Raw genomic sequence first — 20,786 nt, 5'->3', positions numbered from 1 at the left:
TACTTGAAAGGAGGTGAAACATAAAGAATGGGAATGGTTATTCAAGGCATGATGGCAAGCGGCGCGGCTCCGGCAGGTAAAGGGGCGGTCGTGGCGGCAGGCGGAGCGACGGCAATCTTCGGTCAATCTTTGCAGCAGCTGATGGGCGCGGCTCCGGCCGTTCAAACCGAAGGCGAGGCGGGAGCGGCTTCCGTACCGGCCAATCCTCTTTTGAGCGCTTTGCAGCAGCTGGTCGCGGCGGCGGAGCAAACAACCGACGACAGCGCGGCTCCTGCCGAAACGGAACAACTGGACGCCAAACTGGACGAGCTGCTCAAACAGTTCGATTCGCTGGACGACGCGCTTGCCGAAAACCCGCAGTTGGCTTCCATGCTGCAAAGCTGGATTCAGCAGGCGCAGGCTTTGTTGAGCGGCGGATCCGCGCAGGAAGACGGCGGCGAAGCGGCGGGACAGGAGCAGACGGCGGAAACTCCGGCAATCGAAGCACTGGCCTCCAATCCGGCTACGTTGAAGTTCGCGCTGCAGGATACCGTATCGCAATTGATTCAACTGCAAAAGTCGGCCGATACCGGCAGCGGTATGAAAGTTCAGGCTCAGCAGATGCTGATGGCGCTTGAACAAACAACGGAAGAAGGCGTGCAGCAAACCGGCGTTCAGACTTCTTCGGTCGTAAAACAGAATACCGAGCAGAACCCGGCGCTGATCGTTCAAACGCAGCAGGATGAAAAAGGCACGGTCAAAGGCGAAACGGCCTCGGCCCGCGGCGCGGCAACCGCTCAAAGCGAAACTGCGGCGGGATCGAGTATCGCGGCAGCCAAAACCGCTGAATCGGGCGGTAAACAGTCCGGTTCGGATACGAACCGCGATGGCGATCGGGCATCTGATCCGGTACCTGACGATATTCGTCCACAGCCCATTGTAACGGCGGGCGAACTCGCTCTTCGAGCGGGAAGCGCAGCTCCGGCCAAAGCGGCGGAAGCGGTACCGGTGCATAAATTCGCGCAGGAAGTGCAAAACCTCGTGGTAGACAAGCTGGAGATTTTGCAGAAGCAGGGCTTCACGGAAGCAAAGATCTCGCTGACGCCGGATCATCTGGGTAAAGTCGATATCCGCATTACGATGCACGGCGGACAGCTGGTCGCACAGTTCGTAACCGAACATGCGGCAGCCAAAGATATGCTCGAACAACAGATGTCGCAGCTCAGAGGAACGCTTCAAGGACAGGGATTGACGGTCGAGAAGCTGGAAGTCAGCCAGAACTCGCAGCTTCAATCGCAAATGTTCCAAAACGGCGGTCAAGCCGGCAGCGGACAGCAGCAGGGGAAACGGTCGCGGGCAAGAGAAGAGTCCAATGACGACGCGCTGCTTACGGCGGAACTCGGCGAAGAATTGAGTCAATGGATTCGTCAAAAAGCGGCGGCTCAATCCGGAAGCTCGTTTATCGCGGAAGCTTAAATGAAGAAAGGAGGTCGGGAATATGGCAAACGAAAGCGTTTCGACATCGAATATATGGCCGAACTACTCGACTCAAAACGTGCAAAAAGCGGCGGCAAAAAGCAGCACCGAATCGTCTACGATGGGCAAAGAACAGTTTCTGACCATTCTGGTCGCCCAGCTTAAAAACCAGGATCCGCTGTCTCCGATGGACAATTCGCAGTTCACGGCGCAAATGGCGCAGTTCTCCTCGCTGGAACAGTTGATGAACATGTCGGCCCAATTGACTCAGATGAACAGCTCGATGGGAACCGCTTCGCAGCTGATCGGTCAGAAAATCACCTGGTACGACGGCGATACAAGCAATTACCTGACCGGGAATGTATCTTCCGTTCTTCAGAAAGACGGCAAAATGTACGCGGCGGTAGGCGATTATCTGGTCGCAACTTCGGATATCACTATGGTGGAACCGGCTTCGGCGGGCGCAACCGCGTCCGCAGCTTCGATCAGCCAAACAGCCGCAGCGGCCGATACGGCCAAAACGGACTCCGGCAAATCGACGGAAACAGCGGAATCGGCAGGTGCGGTCGAAGAGAAAACGGCGGCGCAGAGCAGTACGCAAGCAGCGGCTGCGGCAGACGACACAGCGGCCGATACTCAACCTTCCGCGAAGGAGGAAACAGCGGAACCGGCAGTCGATAACGGAGGTGCGCAATGAGCGAACCGATCCGCATAGGCCAGCTTTATCCGGCCAAACTTCCTCCCGCGGCTGCAAGAAATACCTCTTCCAATGTCACGACGACGGACAGCTTTCAGTCCGTGCTCGAAGACAAGCTGCTGAAGTTCAGCGGACATGCCTCCAAACGGCTTGAACAACGAGGGATTCAGCTGAATACCGATCAGCTTCGCAAGATCGGCAGCGCCATCGACAAAGCGGCGGCCAAAGGCTCCAAAGAATCGCTTGTACTCATGCAGGACATGGCTTTAATCGTCAATGTTCGCAACCGAACCGTCGTGACGGCGATGGACGGAAGCTCCATGAAAGACAATGTGTTTACGCAAATCGACAGTGCCGTCATTGTTTCCTAGTACTACCGGCCGGACCGATAGGAAGCCGGGTTGCCGTGGACCGCTTGAAACGGCAAAAAATAGCACTTTTTAGCCTAGGGTTTTTTGAGAAAGTCCCGTAAAATAAAGTTATGCAAAATCTAATGAGCGAAATCATAGGAGGAATCATTCAATGTTAAGATCCATGTATTCGGGCGTGTCGGGCATGAAAGGCTTCCAAACGAAACTCGACGTAATCGGCAACAACATCGCCAATGTCAACACGGTCGGATTCAAATCTTCGCGAGTGATGTTCAAAGATATCCTGAGCCAGAGCGCCTCGAGCGCGACGGCTCCGGTGGATCAGACTTCGGGCGGTTCCAATGCAAAGCAAATCGGCTTGGGCGTTTCCATCGGTTCGATTGACACGATGCACCTGCCGGGCAGCGCAATGACGACCAACAACCCGACGGATATGCGGATCGACGGCGACGGATTTTTCGCGGTAGGACTTACGCCTGATGGAACCGCGGTAGGTGATGCGTTTCTGACCCGCGCGGGAGACTTCCATGTCGACGGTCAGGGCAGCCTGGTGACTTCGGACGGAATGTACGTACTGAATACCGAAGGGGCGGCAATTACGATTCCGACAGGTTCGACATTCGGTATCGGCAGCAACGGAGTTGTATCTATCAAGAGCGCGGACGGCGAAGTTTCGACGGATAATACGCTGGCTCGTGTCGTGGTTCGCAACCCGGAAGGTCTTGAGAAAGCAGGCGGCAATCTGTATCGTGTAGGACTGAACGCGATGCCGGCTGGAGAAACAATTGCGTTTGAAGCAGGAGACGGCAACGCCGGAGCCGGCGCCATCGTAACCGGCCAGCTCGAAATGTCCAACGTCGACCTGACCAGCGAATTCACGGAAATGATTACCGCGCAGCGCGGCTTCCAGGCCAACTCGAGAATCATCACCACTTCCGACGAAATGCTGCAAGAAGTCGTCAACCTGAAACGTTAATCGTAATGAATAGCAGCGGAAGAGAGAGCCGAGCGGCCTCTTTTCCGCTAACTTTACGGGAGGGTATCCATGATTCCAGTGACACGCTTAAACGGTTCGCCTCTGTGGCTTAACGCGCTGCAGATCGAAATGGTTGAAGAAACGCCGGACACTTACGTCACGCTGGTCAACGGCAAGCGGATGATCGTGCTTGAGAAAGCCGCGGAGGTTGTCGGGCTGATGACTGAATATTATGCCGCAATCGGCCTGCACAGCGCTTCGGTGAAAGTGCAGCATACGGGGGAAGAAGAATGAAGAAACTGCTGCCATGGATCATTACGATGTTCCTGGCTATCACGCTGATCGTTGTCGCCGTGTTCCTTGTACTCGGGGGGGGCCACAGCAAAGACGCGAATGCCGCTGCGGGAAAAGAAGAAACGAAGCAGGAAGTGAAAAAACTGACCGCCAAGCAGATCGTGGCGCAAAGTTCCGACATGACCGGGATCAAAACCAATTTGTCCGACCCTTCCTATATCGTGCAGATCGACTTCTCGTTCCAGCTCGACAGCGCGAAAACGAAAGCGGAATTCGATGAAATCAAAGATATCACGATCAAGCCGATCGTTCTGATGACGCTGGCGAGCACGACGCCGGAAAGTGTCAGCACCGCAAAAGGCAAAACGCAGCTGAATACGAAGCTTAAAAATCTGATCAACAAGGCGCTGCCGGAAGGCGAGGTCGTGGACGTCAGTATCACCAACTTCCTGCTGGCAAGCATTTGACGGCGTACAAGCGCCGTCCGCGCATTAATCGGGCCGCGAGCGATAACGCGGCCGTGTCTATGGGAGGGAGGTGAAAGGCTTGGTCGATGTATTATCCCAGAACGAAATCGACGCTCTGTTAGCCGCGCTCTCGTCGGGCGAAATGGACGCGGAAGAACTTAAAAAAGAAGAAACGCAGCGCAAAATCCGTTCATACGACTTCAAAAGAGCGGTTCGTTTTTCGAAAGATCATATTCGAAGCCTTACCCGGATTCACGAGAACTTTGCCCGCTATTTGACGACTTATTTCTCCGCCCAGCTTCGCACCTTCGTTCAAATCAGCGTTGTGCAGGTCGAGCAGCTTCCTTACGACGAATTCATCCGCTCCATTCCGAAAATGACCGTTCTGAACATTTTCGAAGCGGAGCCGCTGGAAGGTCGGATGGTGCTGGAAGTCCATCCGAATATCGCGTATGCGATGGTGGACCGGATGCTGGGAGGCAGCGGGACGGCCCCGGTCAAACCGGGAGCGCTAACCGAGATCGAAACGATGATTATGGAACGGATATTCAGCCGGGCGCTGGACAACCTACAGGAAGCTTGGAAAACGGTCTACGATATTTCGCCGAGAATGGAAGCGCTGGAGACCAATCCGCAGTTTATGCAGATCGTATCGCCGAACGAAACGATCGCGCTGATCTCGCTGAGCACCAAAATCGGCGAAACGAGCGGAATGATCAATCTGTGTATTCCCCACGTGGTCATCGAGCCGATCATGTCCAAGTTGTCCGTCCATCACTGGTTCGTTTCGCAGAAAAAAGCGCGTGCTCCCGAGGAACTCGAAGCACTGCGCGAACGGGTCAATCGCGCCGAGCTTCCGGTTATTGCCGAGCTCGGCGAATCGCAGTTGACCATCCGCGAATTTCTCAGCCTGGCGCCGGGCGATGTGGTTACGCTCAATAAAGCCACGGAAGACGGGCTGGCCATCCGGGTTGGCGAAAGACTGAAATTCATCGGCAGCCCAGGCATGATCAAAGACCGGGTAGCCGTGCAAATCGACGAGATCGTCAATGAAGGAGTTGAGGAATTTGACGAGTAAAGATTATTTGTCCCAGGAAGAGATCGACGCGCTGCTCAGACAGTCCGCTTCGGACGACGAAGAGCCGGCGGCGGCCGCTTCAAGCGGAAACATCGACGATTTCCTGACCCCGCTCGAACAGGATGCGCTGGGCGAAATCGGAAATATCACGTTCGGCAGCGCCGCGACGGCATTGTCCACGCTGCTTGGCCGAAAAGTCGATATTACGACACCCAAAGTTTCCGTGATCACAAGAAGCGAGTTCGAATCCGAATTTCCGAAACCCCACGTCGCCGTGCACGTCAATTACGTCGACGGTTTTCAAGGAATCAATTCCCTCGTAATCAAGACGAGAGACGCGCAGATCATCGCCGACCTGATGCTTGGCGGGGAAGGGGATCCTCAGGACGAAGAGCTGAACGAAATCCATATCAGCGCCGTGCAGGAAGCCATGAACCAGATGATGGGTTCTTCCGCGACGTCCATGTCCACCATCTTCAATCGCTTTGTCAACATATCGCCTCCGGCTATCGATATCCTCGATGTCAGCAACGGAGACGGAGTCAGCAATCTTCCGGTTGAGGAAACCCTGATCAAAGTGTCGTTCCGCCTCCTGATCGGAGATTTGATTGATTCAACCATCATGCAGCTGATTACGATCGATTTCGCCAAAAATATGGTCGGCATGCTGCTGGGAGGCGGGCCGGAGGAAGAAGCTCCGCAGGCCGCCGAGCCGGCTCCGCAGCCGCAGGCTCAGGAAACGCCTCAGCAGCCGGCTCAAACGCCGCCTCCGCAGGCGCAGACGCCGCCCGTTCAGAACAATCCTTACCCGGACCCTTATGCCGCTCAGCAGCAGGGAATGCCGCCATACGGAGCTCCGATGCAGCAGCCTCCGAACGGCTATCCGGGATACGGCGCTCCGGGCCAGCCGGACTACGGCATGCCTTATCCGGGATACGGCCAGATGCCGATGCAGCAGCAGCCTCCGCAGCCGAATCATTTCGGAACGGCGCCGGGACGCGACGTAAACGTACAGCCTGTGCAATTCGGCAATCTGCAGGGGAACGGCTATGCGGCCGGCGGCGAAAATAATTTGGGATTATTGATGGACATTCCCCTCAAAGTAACCGTAGAATTAGGAAGGACCCAAAAGCAGATTAAAGATATTTTGGAATTGTCCCAGGGTTCCATTGTCGAGCTGGACAAGCTTGCGGGCGAGCCGGTCGACATCCTGGTCAACAACAAATTGATCGCCAAGGGCGAAGTTGTCGTCATCGACGAAAACTTCGGTGTGCGCGTGACGGATATCGTCAGCCAGTGGGACCGGATTCAAAACTTACAATAACGTAAATCGACAGGGAGGATTTTTAATCAATGGCAAACCGTATTCTTATCGTGGACGATGCAGCTTTTATGCGGATGATGATCAGAGATATTCTGACAAAAAACGGCTTCGAGGTCGTGGGGGAAGCTCAGGACGGCTCGCAGGCTATCGAAAAATTCAAGGAGCTTAAACCGGATCTGATCACGATGGATATCACCATGCCGGAAATGGACGGAATCGCGGCTTTGAAAGAAATCAAAAAAATCGACGCCGGCGCGAAAGTGATTATGTGCTCCGCCATGGGACAACAGGCGATGGTTATCGACGCCATTCAGGCCGGAGCCAAAGACTTTATCGTCAAACCGTTCCAATCGGACCGCGTGGTCGAAGCCATCAACAAGACGCTCGGCGCGTAAGAACGGGGATGCGCCCATGCTTTTAATGAACGAAGGTCGGCCGGACTTCGCGGCGAATACCGGCGCGTATTCTTACCTGGTATGGGTCATCTTCGTCCTGATCGCGATTGTGGCCCTGATCGTTTTTTTGATCCGGTATCTCGGTAAAAAAAATCGGGGCTGGTTCGGGGGCCGCTCCGTCCGGACGCTCGGCGGAGTCGGGCTCGGCCAAAACAAATCGCTGCAAATCGTCGAAATCGGCGGAAGCGTTTATCTGATCGGCGTAGGCGAGAATATTTCGCTGATCGATAAAATCTCCGAAGCCGGGGAGGTGGAAAAGCTGATCGAGGCGCTGGAGCAAGGCGATGCCGGCCCGAACATCTCTTTGCCCGCCTGGGCGGAGAAATTGACATCCAGATTCCGAAGCGGCGGCGCTTCTTCCGAAGCGGAAGAACTTGAGTCGGCTTCGTTCCAGGAATTGTTCGAAACGCGTTTGCGCGAGGCGTCGGAACGTCGGCGCAAAGTCGACGATCTGCTGGAAAAAGAAGAATCTGCTGACCGATCGAGGGAACCATGAAAAAAAAGTTGATTATTGCTTTTGCGTTCCTGATCGTCGTTTTGTCCATCCATGTGCTGCCGCAGGTTCATGCGGCCGGCACGGACAATCCCATACCGAATATCGATATTCAGGTAGGCGGAGACGATTCGAGCGGAGCGCCCGCAACAAGCACCCTGTCGGTACTTCTATTGATCAGCGTGCTCAGCATCGCGCCGGCTCTGCTGGTGCTGATGACGAGCTTCACCCGCATCGTTATTGTGCTCAGTTTCGTCAGAACGTCGCTCGGTACGCAGCAGATGCCGCCGAATCAGGTGCTCGTGGGACTGGCGCTTTTTTTGACGCTTTTTATCATGTCCCCGACGTTGTCGACGATCAACGATACGGCGCTCCAGCCTTATATCCGCGGCGAAATGACGCAGATGGAAGCGTTGGACGAAGCGTCCGTGCCGATCAAGGAATTTATGTTCAAGCATACCCGGGAAAAAGACCTGCTGCTGTTTATGGATTATACCGGCGCGGAGAAACCGGATACCTTCGAAGATATTCCGCTGACCGTGATGGTTCCGGCTTATGCGATCAGCGAATTGAAAACGGCGTTTCAAATGGGATTCATGATTTATATTCCGTTTCTGGTGATCGATATCGTCGTATCCAGCACTCTGATGGCGATGGGGATGATGATGCTTCCGCCAACCGTAATTTCGCTGCCGTTCAAGATTCTGCTGTTCGTGCTCGTCGACGGCTGGTATCTGGTCGTCAAGTCGCTGCTGCTCAGCTTCGGGTCGGGATAGCTTCGGCACCTTGGATAATCGGGAGGAGAAACGCATGGATGCGAATTTCATTATCGGTCTTGCGGGACAGGCTATCTACGTTGTGCTGAAAGCCAGCGCGCCGATGCTGGTCCTCGGACTCGTCGTCGGCCTGCTCGTCAGTATTTTTCAGGCGACGACGCAGATCCAGGAACAGACGCTTGCGTTTGTGCCGAAGATCGTGGCCGTGATGCTGTCGATTCTCGTTTTCGGACCCTGGATTCTGAATACGCTGGTCGACTTTACGTACAATATTTTAAACAATCTTTACCGGTATGTCGGATAAGGCGGTTCGCAGATGACAACGCTCATGCAGGCTTTTCCGGTATTTATGCTGATCTTCTGTCGGGTAACTTCTTTTTTTGTGGTGGCGCCGCTGATTTCTTCGCGGAACGTACCCAACAATTTCAAGATCGGCCTGGCGAGCTTTGTCGCAATCCTGATCTATCTGAGTTACGGCACCAATCAAAGCGTCGCTTTCGACGGCGGCTATATTCTGCTGATCGTGCGGGAGGTTCTGATCGGGCTTATGCTCGGCTATATCGCTTACCTGATCATTACGGCGATTCAAACCGCGGGAGCCATCATGGATATCCAGATCGGCTTCGGGATGGCGACGGTATTCGATCCGACGACCGGGGCGGTTACGCCGCTTACGGGTAATTTCAAATACATGATCGCGATGCTGCTGTTTCTGGCCATGAACGGTCATCACAGACTGCTGGACGCGATTGTATACAGCTATAATTGGGTACCGTTGGACAATGAGCTGTTTGCGCGGATCTACGACGGAAGCGTTTCGGAATTTGTGCTGAAGTCGCTGGCGGCTTCTTTTCTCGTCGCTTTTCAAATGGCCGCACCGATTATGGTGTCGCTGTTTCTGACCGACGTCGGTCTCGGTTTTCTGGCAAAGACCGCTCCGCAGTTCAATATATTTGTTATCGGCATTCCGATCAAGATTATTGTAGGCCTGATTCTTCTTTTGATGCTGATGCCGAGCCTGACATATATTTTCGACCATTTGTTTTCCCTGATGGCCGAGTCGATGCAGGGGTTGCTGGGAACGATAGGCAGCCGGCCGAAGTAAGACGGACAGCGAAAGGAGCCGGGAGCAGTGGAGCTGAGGCACAAACTCGACCTGCAGATGTTCGCAGGCGAGAAAACGGAAAAAGCGAGTCCGAAGAAACGCCAGGACAGCCGAAAAAAAGGGCAGGTAGCCAAAAGCCAGGAACTGCCCGGGGCCGCGGTGCTGATTGTATCGGTGGCGATTTTGATGGCTTTCGGCAGCAATTTTCTCAAAACGATTATTCAACTGTTTACGGATGTTTTTATCAATCGCATGAACATGGATATCACAACGGCAAACGTGATGAATATGATGACGCAGTATATGGCGCAAATCATGTTGATGCTGGCTCCCGTTTTCGGCGCCGCCGTGCTGATTGCCGTTATTGCCAACTTCGGCCAGTTTGGCCTGATGTTCGTTTCCGAAGGACTCAAGCCGAAGTTCAGCAAGCTTAACCCGATCAAAGGTTTTAAAAATATTTTTTCGATGCGTTCCCTGGTCGAATTTTTGAAATCGATTCTGAAAATGACGGTAATCGGTTTTTTGGTTTATACGACGCTTAAAGCCCAACTGGGCGAGATCGCCAAACTTCACTCCATGACCGCGGAAGAGATTTTCCATTTTGCGTCTTCCGTTACGGTATCGCTCGGAATCAAGATCGGCGCGGCTCTGCTGCTGCTGGGCGTGTTCGATTATATGTACCAGAAGTACGAATTCGAAAAAGGCATTCGGATGTCCAAGCAGGACTTGAAAGACGAATACAAAAAAGCGGAAGGCGATCCGATGATCAAAGGCAAGATTCGCGAACGTCAGCGCCGGATGGCGATGCAGAGAATGATGCAGGACGTTCCGGGCGCCGATGTGATCATCACCAACCCGACGCATTACGCGGTAGCGCTCAAATACGACGGAGACCGCATGCAGGCTCCGGAAGTGGTGGCGAAGGGGCAGGATTTTCTCGCGCTGCGCATTCGGGAGATCGCCAAAAACAACGGCGTCATGATTATGGAAAACAAGCCTCTGGCACGCGCGCTGTTCGCCCAGGCCGAGATCGGGGATACCGTTCCCGGAGATCTGTTCCAGGCGGTGGCCGAAGTGCTGGCTTACGTATACAAGCTTAAAGGGAAAGTGAAGTAAACGAGCGCGGAGGGATGAGAAGATGAAGAAAACGGACATAGTGGTTCTTGCCGGGGTACTCGGAATCATCCTGATGATGATTCTGCCGATTCCCACCTGGCTGCTCGATATCCTGATCGTCATCAATATTTCGGTCGCGATGCTGATTATGCTGCTGGCGATGAGCACCAAAGAAGCGCTGCAGTTTTCGATCTTTCCGGCGCTGCTGCTCATCACCACGCTGTTCCGGTTGTCGCTCAATATTTCGACCACCAAGCTTATTCTCGGCAAAGCCGACGCGGGTTCCGTTGTCGAGACGTTCGGAGCGTTCGTGGCCGGCGGCGAAATCGCGATTGGATTTATTATCTTCCTGATTCTGGTCGCTGTCCAGTTTATCGTTATCGTCAAAGGTTCGGAACGCGTAGCCGAAGTAGGAGCGCGCTTTACGCTCGACGCGATGCCCGGCAAACAGATGAGCATCGACGCCGATCTGAACGCCGGCCTGATCAATGAGCAGCAGGCGCGGGAAAGACGTTCGAAAATCGAGCGCGAAGCGGACTTCTACGGCGCCATGGACGGGGCGAGCAAATTCGTTAAAGGCGACGCGATCGCCAGTATCATCCTTTTGATTATCAACCTGGTCGGCGGTTTTATTATCGGGATGACCATCCACGGCATGGACTTCGGAACCGCGCTTTCGACTTACTCGATCCTGACGATCGGGGACGGCCTGGTCAGCCAGATTCCGGCGCTGCTGATCTCGACCGCTTCGGGTCTGATCGTAACGCGCGCCACCTCGGAAGGCAATCTGGCCGACGATGTGGTCGGTCAACTCTTTGCTTTTCCAAAGCTGCTTTATATCGTAGCGGGCGCTATCGCCCTTCTGGGCATCCTGACTCCGATTCACTGGTTCTCGACGCTGCCGCTGGCGGGACTGCTGTTCTTCTCGGCGCGCCGCATGCAGACCAATCTCAACAAACAGCAGATTTCGGAAGAACTGCAGGAAGAAGAACAGCAGATCGAAGAAGTCCGCAGTCCCGAGAGCGTGGTCAGCCTGCTGCAAATCGACCCGATCGAATTCGAGTTTGGCTACGGCCTTATTCCGCTGGCGGATATGCAGCAGGGCGGCGATCTGCTCGACCGGATCATTATGATTCGCAGGCAGTGCGCGCTCGAATTGGGACTGGTCGTGCCGGTCATCCGGATTCGCGACAATATCCAGCTCAGGCCGAACGAATACGTGATCAAGATCAAAGGAAACGTCGTCGGCCGCGGCGAGCTGCTGCTGAATCATTATCTGGCGATGAGTCCGGGCTTCGACGACGAAAGTATTACCGGCATCGAAACGATGGAACCTGCTTTCGGGCTGCCCGCGCTGTGGATCGACGAGGCGACCAAAGAACGGGCCGAGCTGTCGGGCTATACCGTGGTCGATCCGCCGTCCGTCGTGGCGACGCACTTGACCGAACTCGTCAAGCGCCATGCGCACGAGCTGCTCGGCCGTCAGGAAACCCGCGCGCTGATCGACAACCTCAAAGAAACGTATCCGGTGCTGGTGGACGAGCTGATGCCTTCGATCCTGAATATCGGCGATATCCAAAAAGTACTGGTCAAGCTGCTCAAAGAAAAAATTTCGATTCGCGATATGGTATCGATCTTCGAGACCCTGGCCGATTACGGCACGTACACGAAAGATCCCGATATTCTGACCGAATACGTCCGTCAGGCGCTGTCCCGTCAGATTACCCAGCAGTTCACCCAGCAGGGCGAAACGATGAGGGTAATCACCGTCGGGCCGAATCTGGAACGGAAAATCGCGGAAAGCGTGCAGCAGACCGAGCAGGGCAGCTATCTGGCGCTCGATCCCGTATCGACGCAGACCGTGTACCAGAAGCTGACCGAACAGGTCAACCGATCCATCCAGTCCGGACAGCAGCCGATTCTGCTCGCTTCGCCGACAATCCGCATGTATATGCGCCAGATTATCGAGCGCACCATGCAGGATATTCCGGTGCTGTCGTACAGCGAGCTTGAACCGAGTGTTGAAATTCAAAGTGTCGGAGTGGTGAACTTATGATTGTCAAACGATATGTCGTCGAGACCATGATCGAAGCCATGCAAAAAATCCGGACCGATCTCGGATCGGACGCGGTAATCCTCAGTACCAAAGAAACGAAAGTTGGCGGATTGTTCGGCATGTTCGGCAAAAAAAAGCTGGAGGTCGTCGCCGCGCTGGAAACCGAAAAAAAAGAGAAAGAGCAGGTTCGGGTTCCCGCCGCTCAAGCGGCCGCATCGGGTCCCGTACCGGCTGCGGTTATTCCCCGCAGCGCCGGCGCCGGCGCTTACCGCAGAGCAAGTGCAGCCTCCAATCCGCAGCAAACGGAATCGGCTCCGACCGCTTCCGGCACGCCAGTCGAAGCCAAATCCGGGACGGAACGGAAATCTGTGCCGGGACTTGAGACCCCATCTGTAAAACCTGAGGCCCAATCTTCCGATAACTCCTCTAACGGGAGCGTGCGCCCTCCGCTGGCTCGCCAGCCGGAGCCCGCTGCCGAAGAAACCGATTACAGCAGCCAGTCCGAACAGCAGCGGCGGCTCGAACGCAGTATCCGCGAGCATCAGCAGGCCGCCGGGCCTCAGGCGCGGGAAGAACGTTTGTACGAAGAACTCCGTCAGATGCGCCTGATGATCGACAAGCTGTCCCGGCAAAGCGACGAAGTAGAGCCTCTTCCCGAAGAACTCGATCGTTTGCTCGGACGCCTGCGTAAGCAGCAGCTGGACGAAGAACTGATCGAAGAATGGCTGAGAACGATCCGCAGCCCGGAAGGCGGCCCGTTCTCTCCGAATTGCGCGGAAGAACTCAGAAACGAGATCGTCCGCTTTGCGCTTGAACGGGAAGGCGGAGGCATCGACCCGCAAACGCGGGTGGTTTACGTAGCCGGACCGACGGGAGTCGGCAAGACGACGACGATCGCCAAACTTGCGGCCGAGCAAATGTTCAAGCACAAACGGAAAGTCGGCCTGATTACGGCCGACACGTACCGCATTTCCGCCGTCGAGCAGCTTCGCACCTACGCATCCATCCTGAACGTTCCGCTGGAAGTCGTGCAGTCGCCAGGCGATCTGCAGCGCGCCTTTAACAAACTGGAAAGCTGCGATCTGATCCTGATGGATACCGCGGGACGGAATTACCGGAACGAACTGCTTGTCTCCGAGCTTCAGACTCTGATCTCGCCCGTGGAAAGCAGCGAAACTTACCTCGTGCTGAGCTTGACGTCCAAGCTGACGGACATGGCCGAGATCACCGAGAATTTCAATCATTACCGCCTGGACAAAATCATTTTCACCAAGGCGGACGAGACCGGAAGCTTCGGCAGCATCTTTAGCTTGCTCTATCGCTATCCGCTCAAGTATTCTTACATCACGAACGGACAAAACGTGCCGGACGACCTGCTGCTTCCCGGCGGGAACCTGCTCGTCGACGTTCTGCTGGGAGAGCGAAAGTTATGAGTGATCAGGCCGCGGCGCTCAGAGAAATGATTTCTTCGCTCCGCACCGAGCGCACGGAGCCGACCGCCACGAACGACCGCGGCGGAACATCCGGGGGAACAGCCCGGATCGTCGCGGTGACCAGCGGAAAAGGCGGCGTGGGCAAGTCCAATTTCACGCTCAATTTTGCCCTGGAACTGCAGAAGCTGGGACGCAAGGTGCTGGTATTCGACGCCGATATCGGCATGGCCAATATCGATGTGCTGATGGGGGTACGCTCGCAGTACAACCTGATTCACCTGCTAAAGCGCGAAAAAAGCCTGACGGAAATTATCCAGACCGGACCCAATTCGCTGCCGTTTATCGCCGGAGGATCGGGTTTTACGGAATTGTTTTCGCTGTCGGAAGACGATCTGCTGTACTTTACCAAGCAGATCGAAGAAATCGCGCATGAAATGGATGTGATCCTGTTCGATACGGGAGCGGGTTTGTCGAAAGAGACGATCCGCTTTATCACCGCTTCGGACGAGTGCATCGTGGTGACGACGCCGGAACCGACGGCGATTACCGACGCTTACGCGCTGGTGAAAGTCGTGCACGACATGGAAGACGCGGCTTCGTTCCGGCTGGTCGTCAATCGGGCCTCCGACCGGCGCGAAGCGCAGCAGACCTCGGACAAGATCCGGCTGGTCGCCGAGAAATTTTTACATCTCGACATTCCGGTGCTCGGTTATGTAAGCGACGATCCCCACGTGAGCCAGGCGGTCAAGAAACAGACGCCTTTTTCTATCCGTTTTCCAAACAGTCAGGCTTCGAAAGACATCCAAGAACTGGCGTTTCGCTATACGCAGAATTCGCTGCAGGTTCAAGCCGATTCGCCGAAAGGGATCAAACGCTTTATACGCAGATTATTAAACCGGTGAAACTGATTATTCTGGAGCAGGACAGGAGTTGAAGGTTATGACGCCTTACCGCGTGCTTGTAGTCGACGATTCGGGCTTTATGCGCAAGATCGTATCGGACCTGATCGAACGGGACGTTTCGTTCACCGTGGTGGATACCGCCAAGAACGGGCTCGAAGCCGTCGAGAAAATTATGAAATTGAAACCGGATATCGTCACGATGGATGTGGAGATGCCCGAGATGAACGGCCTGGAATCGCTCAAAATCATTATGCGCCAGTACCCGCTGCCCGTCATTATGCTGTCGGGCATCAACGAAGAAGGCATGCGCGAAACGATCATGGCGCTCGAAGCCGGCGCTTTCGACTTTATCCGCAAACCGTCCGCGTCCAGTTCGCAGGACATCGAAGCGGTCGGCGAAGCGCTGCTGCGGCAACTGCACGCGGCCGTGCACGATTCCGCCTGGGGCAAGCAGAAGTCGGCGGCGCAGCAGCCGAAACCGGGCGATCCCGCCGCTTCGGCGGCATCGCCCGCGGCGGACTCTCCGCCGCAGGAAACAGCGAAGCCGCCGGGCGCCGCCGATCCGGCGGCTTCTCCGGCCAGAACCCCGCGCCCCGCGGAGCCGCGGCCGAAGACCGACGCCGCGCCTCCGGCCGCGCGGCCCCGCCGGGAAGACGCGGCTTCGCCTGCCGCGCCGAAGACCCCGGCGCCCGCGCCTGCGACGCCGAAAACCGGCGGCGCGGCTTCCGTGCCCGCCCCGCGTCCGTCTTCGACGCCGGACAAGAAGCCGGCGTCCCCGGCAGCGGGCCGCCCTTCGGCGGCTCCGGCTTTCACGCCGGCGCCTCAGACCCGGCCGGAGCCCGCACCGGCTCCGGCCAGAAAGCCCGCGGCTTCCGCGCCGAAAAGCGAACCCGCCGCGGAGCGCAGACCCGCCGCCGGCACGCCGGCGCCGGTATCCCGCCCGCTCGCGGGCGGCGACAGCATCGATCAGATCGTCGCTGTCGGCTGCTCGACCGGCGGACCGCGCGCGCTGAAGGAACTGCTGGAGAATATCCCGGCTTCGTTCCCGGCTCCGATCGTCATCGTGCAGCATATGCCGCCGAAGTTCACCCACTCGCTGGCGCAGCGGCTCAACACGCTGAGTCCGCTCGAAGTGGTGGAAGCGCAGCACGGCATGCAGCTGCGCAAGGGCACCGCGTATATCGCTCCGGGCGCTTATCACCTGCTGATCAAGCGCACCGGCGACGGCCGCTATATGATCGAACTGTCCGATGCACCGCCGCAGAACGGGCATAAGCCTTCCGTCGGCGCCATGTTCGATTCGATCCTGCCGCTGAACGAAGTTCGCCGGCACGCGGTCATTATGACCGGCATGGGCAGCGACGGCGCCAAAGAAATGAAAAAATTGTACGATTCGGGAATTTCCACCACGATTGCAGAAAGCGAAGAGACCTGCGTGGTTTACGGGATGCCTCGTTCGGCTGCCGAATTAAACTGTGTCATGCACCTGCTTCCTCTGCCGCAAATTGCAACGAAATTAAACCAGGTCGTCAAATCTTAACTGCACTTTAATGGAGGAGGTGTCTCGCAATGGACATGAACCAGTATTTATCCATGTTTATTGATGAGTCGAATGATCATCTGCAGTCGTTAAACGAAAAAATGCTGGAACTCGAAGGCAGCCCGGAAGACATCGGTATCGTTCAGGTCATCTTTCGCTCGGCGCATACGCTGAAAGGGATGGCGGCGACCATGGGCTTCGAAGATCTGGCCGCGCTGACCCACCAGATGGAAAACGTGCTCGATCTCGTGCGCAACGACAAGCTTAAAATGCAAAATTTTATTTTCGACACGCTGTTCAAAAGCCTCGACGCGCTCGAAGCGATGGTGCAGGATATCACGCAGGGCGGCGAAGGCAAAGCCGACGTTTCCTCGATCGTCGCTTCGCTCCAGGCGATCGTGCGCGGCGAAGCGCCTGCCGGCGAAGCTGCGGCTCCCGCTCCCGCAGCCGCGTCTTCTACGCCGGCTGCGGCGCCTCAGCAGCCGGCGCCGTCCGCCGATCCTTCCGGGCCGGCAATGTCCAAGGAACAGATCCAACTGGACGAATTCCAGCATTCCATCCTGGAGCAGTCGCTTACGGCAGGACATCGCGTACTGTATATCGAAGTCTCCATCAGGGAAGACTGCCAGCTGAAAGCGGCCCGGGCCTATATGGTCTTCGATCTGCTGGAACGCAGCGGCGAAGTCGTCAAATCCCACCCGAGCGTTCAGGATATCGAACAGGAGAAATTCGACCGCAGCTTCTCGCTGTACTTCATTACCGAGAAAGATCCGGAGCAGCTGCGCACCATGATCCTCAACCTGTCCGAGATCGAGGACGCCAAGCTGGCTTCGATCGATGCCGATACGCTGAAACAGCTGGCGGCGGAGATCGAAACGGAAGAAACCGAAGAAGCGCCGGCGGCTGTCGATAGCGCCGCCCCGGCGCCGGAAGCGGCGTCGCCCGCAGCTCCCGAGGCGGCAGCCCCCTCCGACAAGCCGGCCGCCGCGGCGAAGAAAGTGGTGGCTGCGCCGTCGCGGACGATCCGCGTCGATATCGAGCGTCTCGATGTGCTAATGAACCTGTTCAGCGAACTGCTGATCGACCGCGTTCGCCTGGAACAGCTGGCGACCGAGATCAAAAGCCAGGAACTGACCGAATCGGTCGAGCACATGGGCCGCGTCAGCAGCGATCTGCAGAATATCGTCATGAAGCTGCGGATGGTCGCGATCGACACCGTGTTCAACCGCTTTCCGCGCATGGTGCGCGACCTGGCCAAGTCGCTCGGCAAAAAGCTCGATCTGGTGATCACGGGCGCCGAGACCGAACTCGACCGGACCGTTATCGACGAGATCGGCGATCCGCTCGTCCATCTGCTGCGCAACTCGGTCGACCACGGCGTCGAATCGATCGCGGACCGGATCGCGGCGGGCAAGCCGGAGACCGGCACGGTCAACCTGCGCGCTTTCCACAGCGGCAACCACGTCTTTATCGAGATCCAGGACGACGGCCGCGGCATCGACCGCGACAAAGTGCTGGCTTCCGCGATCAAGAAAGGCGTCGTGACCGAGGACGAAGCGCGTTCGATGAGCGACGAGCAGGTGTACCAGCTGCTGTTCGCTCCGGGCTTCAGCACGGCCGAGAAGATCTCCGACATTTCCGGCCGCGGCGTCGGACTGGACGTCGTCAAATCGAAGATCGCGACGCTCGGCGGCCATGTCGCCGTTACGTCGAAGCTCGGCGAAGGCACGCTCTTCTCCGTGCAGCTTCCGCTCACCCTGTCGATCATCTCCGCAATGATGATTCGCCTTGGCGCCGAAAAGTACGCAATTCCGCTGTCGTCCATCGTCGAGACCGGCATCATCCGCAAAGAACAGATCCGCAACGTGCACGGCAGCAAGCTCATTCCGTATCGCGACGCGCACATTCCGCTCATGTCGCTCAGCCGTTTCTTCGATACTCCGAGCTACAGCGAAGACAGCGAGGACGAAACGGAAATCGTCGTGATTCGCAAAGGAGACCGCCTGGCGGCGCTGGCTATCGATTCGTTTATCGGCCAGAGCGAAATCGTCATCAAAAACCTTGGCAAATATTTGCCGCAGGTTCAGGGCATTTCCGGCGCGACCATACTCGGGGACGGTCAAGTGGCCTTGATTCTCGATCCGAACGCGCTTATCAAATGATCGGGGCTGAGAACAAGGCCCAATAAAGGGGGATTTTTTGTGGCAGAACAAATTAAGGTAATCGTGTTTGCTTTGGGTAATGAAGAGTACGGCATCGACGTCGACAAAGTGCGTACGATCGAACGCATGATGCCGATTACCCGCGTGCCCAAAACGTATTCGTTCATCAAAGGCGTGATCAACCTGCGCGGCGTCGTTATTCCGGTGATCGACCTGCGCGGACGCTTCAATCTGGAAGAGACCGATTACACCGACCAGACGCGGATCATTATCGTCGCCGTCGGCGAAATGGAAGTCGGCTTTATCGTCGACGCGGCCAACGACGTCGTCGATCTGGACCGCGACGATATCGACTCGCCGCCCGAAGTGGTCGGCGGCGTCAAAGCGAAGTATCTGGACGGCGTGGCCAAGGTCGGCGAAGACCGTCTGCTGATCATGTTGAATCTGGCGGAAGTGCTGAACCGGGGTGAAGTTGCGCATCTCGAACAGTTAGAGGACTAAATCATGGAGATCTTTTCGAAGCTGGAAGGATTCAAACTCGACGTCCTGAAAGAAGTCGGCAATATCGGCGCGGGCCACGCGGCTACGGCGCTGTCGCAGCTGCTTAACAAACCGATCGACATGGCGGTTCCGAAAGTGCAGATTCTTCCGTTCGAAGACATCGCGGAGAAAGTGGGAGGCGCGGAGAAAATCGTGCTCACCGTCTTTTTCCGGGTGGAAGGCGACGCGCCGGGCAATCTGTTCTATATCATGGCGCCGGAAGCGGGCAAGTCCCTGCTGCAGCGGCTCGGCGCTTTTGTGCCGACCGAAGGCCTGGAGTTGACGGAGATGGAACAGTCGGCGCTCGGGGAGATCGGCAATATCCTGGCCGGCTCTTATCTGTCTTCGCTGGCGGATTTCACCAATCTGGCGATGTCTCCGACCGTGCCGGCGCTGGCGCTGGACATGGCGGGGGCGATTCTCAGCTACGGCATGATCCAATTCGGCGAAATGGGCGATGCGGCTCTGCTGATCGATACGACTTTTGTGCAAGGAAACGATGAGGTGGAGGGGCAGTTTTTCCTCATTCCGGACCCGGAATCGTTTGACAAAATTTTTACCGCGCTGGGAGTTCCGCTTGATAATGATTGAGGGACAAAATCTGGTTAAAGTCGGTATGGCCGATCTGAACGTAGTCGGGGATTCCGGAATTCTTCGTACAACGGGACTTGGTTCCTGCGTCGGCCTTACGCTTTACGATCCGCAGCTCAAAGTGGCGGGAATGGCGCACGTGATGCTTCCTTCGTCGGAAATCGCGCGCGAAAGCCAGATGAATATCGCCAAATACGCCGATACCGCCCTGCCGGTTCTGGTAGATAAACTGGTCGGGATGGGGGCGTCCAAACGCCGCCTGGTAGCAAAAATGGCCGGCGGAGCGCAGATGTTTGCGTTCGCCGGCAGCGGCGACACGATGCGTATCGGTCCCCGGAATGTTGAATCCTGCAAAGAAATGCTGAAAAAACTCGGTATTTCGCTGCTGGCGGAGGATACGGGAGCCAATTACGGCCGAACGATCGAAATCAGTTCGGAAACCGGTATTTTGACTATACGCAGCGTTCAAAAAGGGGTAAAGGAATTGTAGCTGATGAAGGGAACCATACGAATCAATCTGATATTCGCTTTGATCGGATTTGTGGTTACGTTTTTGTTCGCATTCCGCAACAATCTCCCCGTGACCAGCTTGATCCGGGGAGGGATCGGAGCATTCGTCTGGTTTCTTCTGGCGTTTCTTTTTCGCATCGTGCTCGGTGCCCTGGAGCCGCTGCCCAAAGAAAATGCGGCCAGCGGCTCTTCCGCGCCGAACTCGCGTTTGGACGGGGAAGGGGATTTGAGAGGAGCGAAGCTCGATATGGTAACGCCCGACGAGAGCGACGAGCTGAACGATTTGTTGAAGCCGGATGCGGATAAGACTCGGATGACCGAAGAGCGAATGGCCGAAGGGTTCACTCCGTTGAATCCGCCCAAACTGGTATCAAACAAAGAAAGAGATCCCGAGGAACTGGCGAAAGCCGTACGTCATCTTACGGAGGATGAAGGAGGGAGATAA

The 20,786-nt window shown here is 56.2% G+C and carries 23 protein-coding genes; all 23 read left to right on the top strand.

All coding sequences use genetic code 11. The annotated features are described in order from the left end of the window. Positions 1 to 27: 27 nt before the first annotated feature. The gene (locus tag QWJ34_RS13070; protein WP_302728386.1) at positions 28 to 1,455 is read left to right on the top strand and encodes a flagellar hook-length control protein FliK; all 1,428 of its coding nucleotides are present in this window, start codon (positions 28 to 30) and stop codon (positions 1,453 to 1,455) included. 22 nt (positions 1,456 to 1,477) lie between these two features. After that, positions 1,478 to 2,152 (top strand): flagellar hook capping FlgD N-terminal domain-containing protein, encoded by a 675-nt coding sequence (locus tag QWJ34_RS13065; protein WP_302728385.1) that lies wholly within the window; start codon positions 1,478 to 1,480, stop codon positions 2,150 to 2,152. After that, positions 2,149 to 2,523, top strand: coding sequence for a TIGR02530 family flagellar biosynthesis protein (locus QWJ34_RS13060; protein ID WP_302728384.1), 375 nt, complete (start codon positions 2,149 to 2,151; stop codon positions 2,521 to 2,523). Before QWJ34_RS13065 ends, QWJ34_RS13060 begins: the two co-directional genes overlap by 4 nt. A 151-nt stretch (positions 2,524 to 2,674) precedes the next feature. After that, positions 2,675 to 3,499 carry a flagellar hook-basal body complex protein gene (locus QWJ34_RS13055; RefSeq protein WP_302728383.1) on the top strand — a complete coding sequence of 275 codons (825 nt, stop codon included), beginning with the start codon at positions 2,675 to 2,677 and terminating at the stop codon, positions 3,497 to 3,499. 69 nt (positions 3,500 to 3,568) lie between these two features. Next, on the top strand, positions 3,569 to 3,793 hold the full coding sequence (locus tag QWJ34_RS13050) for a flagellar FlbD family protein (protein ID WP_302728381.1): 225 nt from the start codon (positions 3,569 to 3,571) through the stop codon (positions 3,791 to 3,793). Further along, the gene (locus tag QWJ34_RS13045; protein WP_302728379.1) at positions 3,790 to 4,260 is read left to right on the top strand and encodes a flagellar basal body-associated FliL family protein; all 471 of its coding nucleotides are present in this window, start codon (positions 3,790 to 3,792) and stop codon (positions 4,258 to 4,260) included. Before QWJ34_RS13050 ends, QWJ34_RS13045 begins: the two co-directional genes overlap by 4 nt. Before the next feature lie 79 nt (positions 4,261 to 4,339). Beyond that, positions 4,340 to 5,338 (top strand): flagellar motor switch protein FliM, encoded by a 999-nt coding sequence (fliM, locus tag QWJ34_RS13040; protein WP_302728378.1) that lies wholly within the window; start codon positions 4,340 to 4,342, stop codon positions 5,336 to 5,338. Then, the gene (fliY, locus tag QWJ34_RS13035) at positions 5,328 to 6,662 is read left to right on the top strand and encodes a flagellar motor switch phosphatase FliY (protein WP_302728377.1); all 1,335 of its coding nucleotides are present in this window, start codon (positions 5,328 to 5,330) and stop codon (positions 6,660 to 6,662) included. The genes fliM and fliY overlap by 11 nt, the downstream gene beginning before the upstream one ends. Before the next feature lie 29 nt (positions 6,663 to 6,691). Further along, the gene (locus QWJ34_RS13030) at positions 6,692 to 7,057 is read left to right on the top strand and encodes a response regulator (protein WP_302728376.1); all 366 of its coding nucleotides are present in this window, start codon (positions 6,692 to 6,694) and stop codon (positions 7,055 to 7,057) included. Positions 7,058 to 7,073: 16 nt separating this feature from the next. Then, the gene (locus QWJ34_RS13025; protein ID WP_302728374.1) at positions 7,074 to 7,613 is read left to right on the top strand and encodes a flagellar biosynthetic protein FliO; all 540 of its coding nucleotides are present in this window, start codon (positions 7,074 to 7,076) and stop codon (positions 7,611 to 7,613) included. After that, the gene (fliP, locus tag QWJ34_RS13020) at positions 7,610 to 8,386 is read left to right on the top strand and encodes a flagellar type III secretion system pore protein FliP (protein WP_302728372.1); all 777 of its coding nucleotides are present in this window, start codon (positions 7,610 to 7,612) and stop codon (positions 8,384 to 8,386) included. The genes QWJ34_RS13025 and fliP overlap by 4 nt, the downstream gene beginning before the upstream one ends. Before the next feature lie 34 nt (positions 8,387 to 8,420). Further along, complete coding sequence (gene fliQ, locus QWJ34_RS13015; RefSeq protein WP_302728370.1) at positions 8,421 to 8,690, top strand: flagellar biosynthesis protein FliQ; 270 nt, start codon at positions 8,421 to 8,423, stop codon at positions 8,688 to 8,690. 12 nt (positions 8,691 to 8,702) lie between these two features. Beyond that, positions 8,703 to 9,491 carry a flagellar biosynthetic protein FliR gene (gene fliR, locus QWJ34_RS13010; protein ID WP_302728369.1) on the top strand — a complete coding sequence of 263 codons (789 nt, stop codon included), beginning with the start codon at positions 8,703 to 8,705 and terminating at the stop codon, positions 9,489 to 9,491. A gap of 27 nt (positions 9,492 to 9,518) precedes the next feature. Beyond that, positions 9,519 to 10,607: a flagellar biosynthesis protein FlhB gene (gene flhB / locus QWJ34_RS13005; RefSeq protein ID WP_302728368.1), complete on the top strand. Its 1,089-nt coding sequence runs from the start codon at positions 9,519 to 9,521 to the stop codon at positions 10,605 to 10,607. Between the two features lie 22 nt (positions 10,608 to 10,629). Beyond that, positions 10,630 to 12,663 (top strand): flagellar biosynthesis protein FlhA, encoded by a 2,034-nt coding sequence (gene flhA, locus QWJ34_RS13000; RefSeq protein ID WP_302728366.1) that lies wholly within the window; start codon positions 10,630 to 10,632, stop codon positions 12,661 to 12,663. Beyond that, a complete protein-coding gene (flhF, locus tag QWJ34_RS12995) occupies positions 12,660 to 14,096 on the top strand; it encodes a flagellar biosynthesis GTPase FlhF (protein ID WP_302728364.1) in 1,437 nt (478 codons plus the stop codon). Before flhA ends, flhF begins: the two co-directional genes overlap by 4 nt. Beyond that, positions 14,093 to 14,998, top strand: a complete 906-nt coding sequence (locus QWJ34_RS12990; protein ID WP_302728362.1) for a MinD/ParA family protein — start codon at positions 14,093 to 14,095, stop codon at positions 14,996 to 14,998. The genes flhF and QWJ34_RS12990 overlap by 4 nt, the downstream gene beginning before the upstream one ends. 37 nt (positions 14,999 to 15,035) lie before the next feature. Next, complete coding sequence (locus QWJ34_RS12985) at positions 15,036 to 16,538, top strand: chemotaxis protein CheB (protein WP_302728360.1); 1,503 nt, start codon at positions 15,036 to 15,038, stop codon at positions 16,536 to 16,538. A 29-nt stretch (positions 16,539 to 16,567) separates the two neighbouring features. Beyond that, positions 16,568 to 18,700: a chemotaxis protein CheA gene (locus QWJ34_RS12980; protein ID WP_302728358.1), complete on the top strand. Its 2,133-nt coding sequence runs from the start codon at positions 16,568 to 16,570 to the stop codon at positions 18,698 to 18,700. Between the two features lie 39 nt (positions 18,701 to 18,739). Next, positions 18,740 to 19,201 carry a chemotaxis protein CheW gene (locus QWJ34_RS12975; RefSeq protein WP_302728357.1) on the top strand — a complete coding sequence of 154 codons (462 nt, stop codon included), beginning with the start codon at positions 18,740 to 18,742 and terminating at the stop codon, positions 19,199 to 19,201. 3 nt (positions 19,202 to 19,204) lie between these two features. After that, positions 19,205 to 19,831 carry a chemotaxis protein CheC gene (locus QWJ34_RS12970; RefSeq protein WP_302728355.1) on the top strand — a complete coding sequence of 209 codons (627 nt, stop codon included), beginning with the start codon at positions 19,205 to 19,207 and terminating at the stop codon, positions 19,829 to 19,831. Continuing rightward, positions 19,824 to 20,321, top strand: a complete 498-nt coding sequence (locus QWJ34_RS12965; RefSeq protein WP_302728354.1) for a chemotaxis protein CheD — start codon at positions 19,824 to 19,826, stop codon at positions 20,319 to 20,321. The genes QWJ34_RS12970 and QWJ34_RS12965 overlap by 8 nt, the downstream gene beginning before the upstream one ends. Continuing rightward, positions 20,322 to 20,786, top strand: a complete 465-nt coding sequence (locus QWJ34_RS12960; RefSeq protein WP_302728801.1) for a hypothetical protein — start codon at positions 20,322 to 20,324, stop codon at positions 20,784 to 20,786.

Origin of the sequence: Saccharibacillus sp. CPCC 101409, assembly GCF_030518235.1 — a bacterium.
Classification (GTDB): Bacteria; Bacillota; Bacilli; order Paenibacillales; family Paenibacillaceae; genus Saccharibacillus.
Note: the sequence above shows the minus strand (reverse complement) of the source record. Positions and strands in the feature narration are given on the sequence as shown.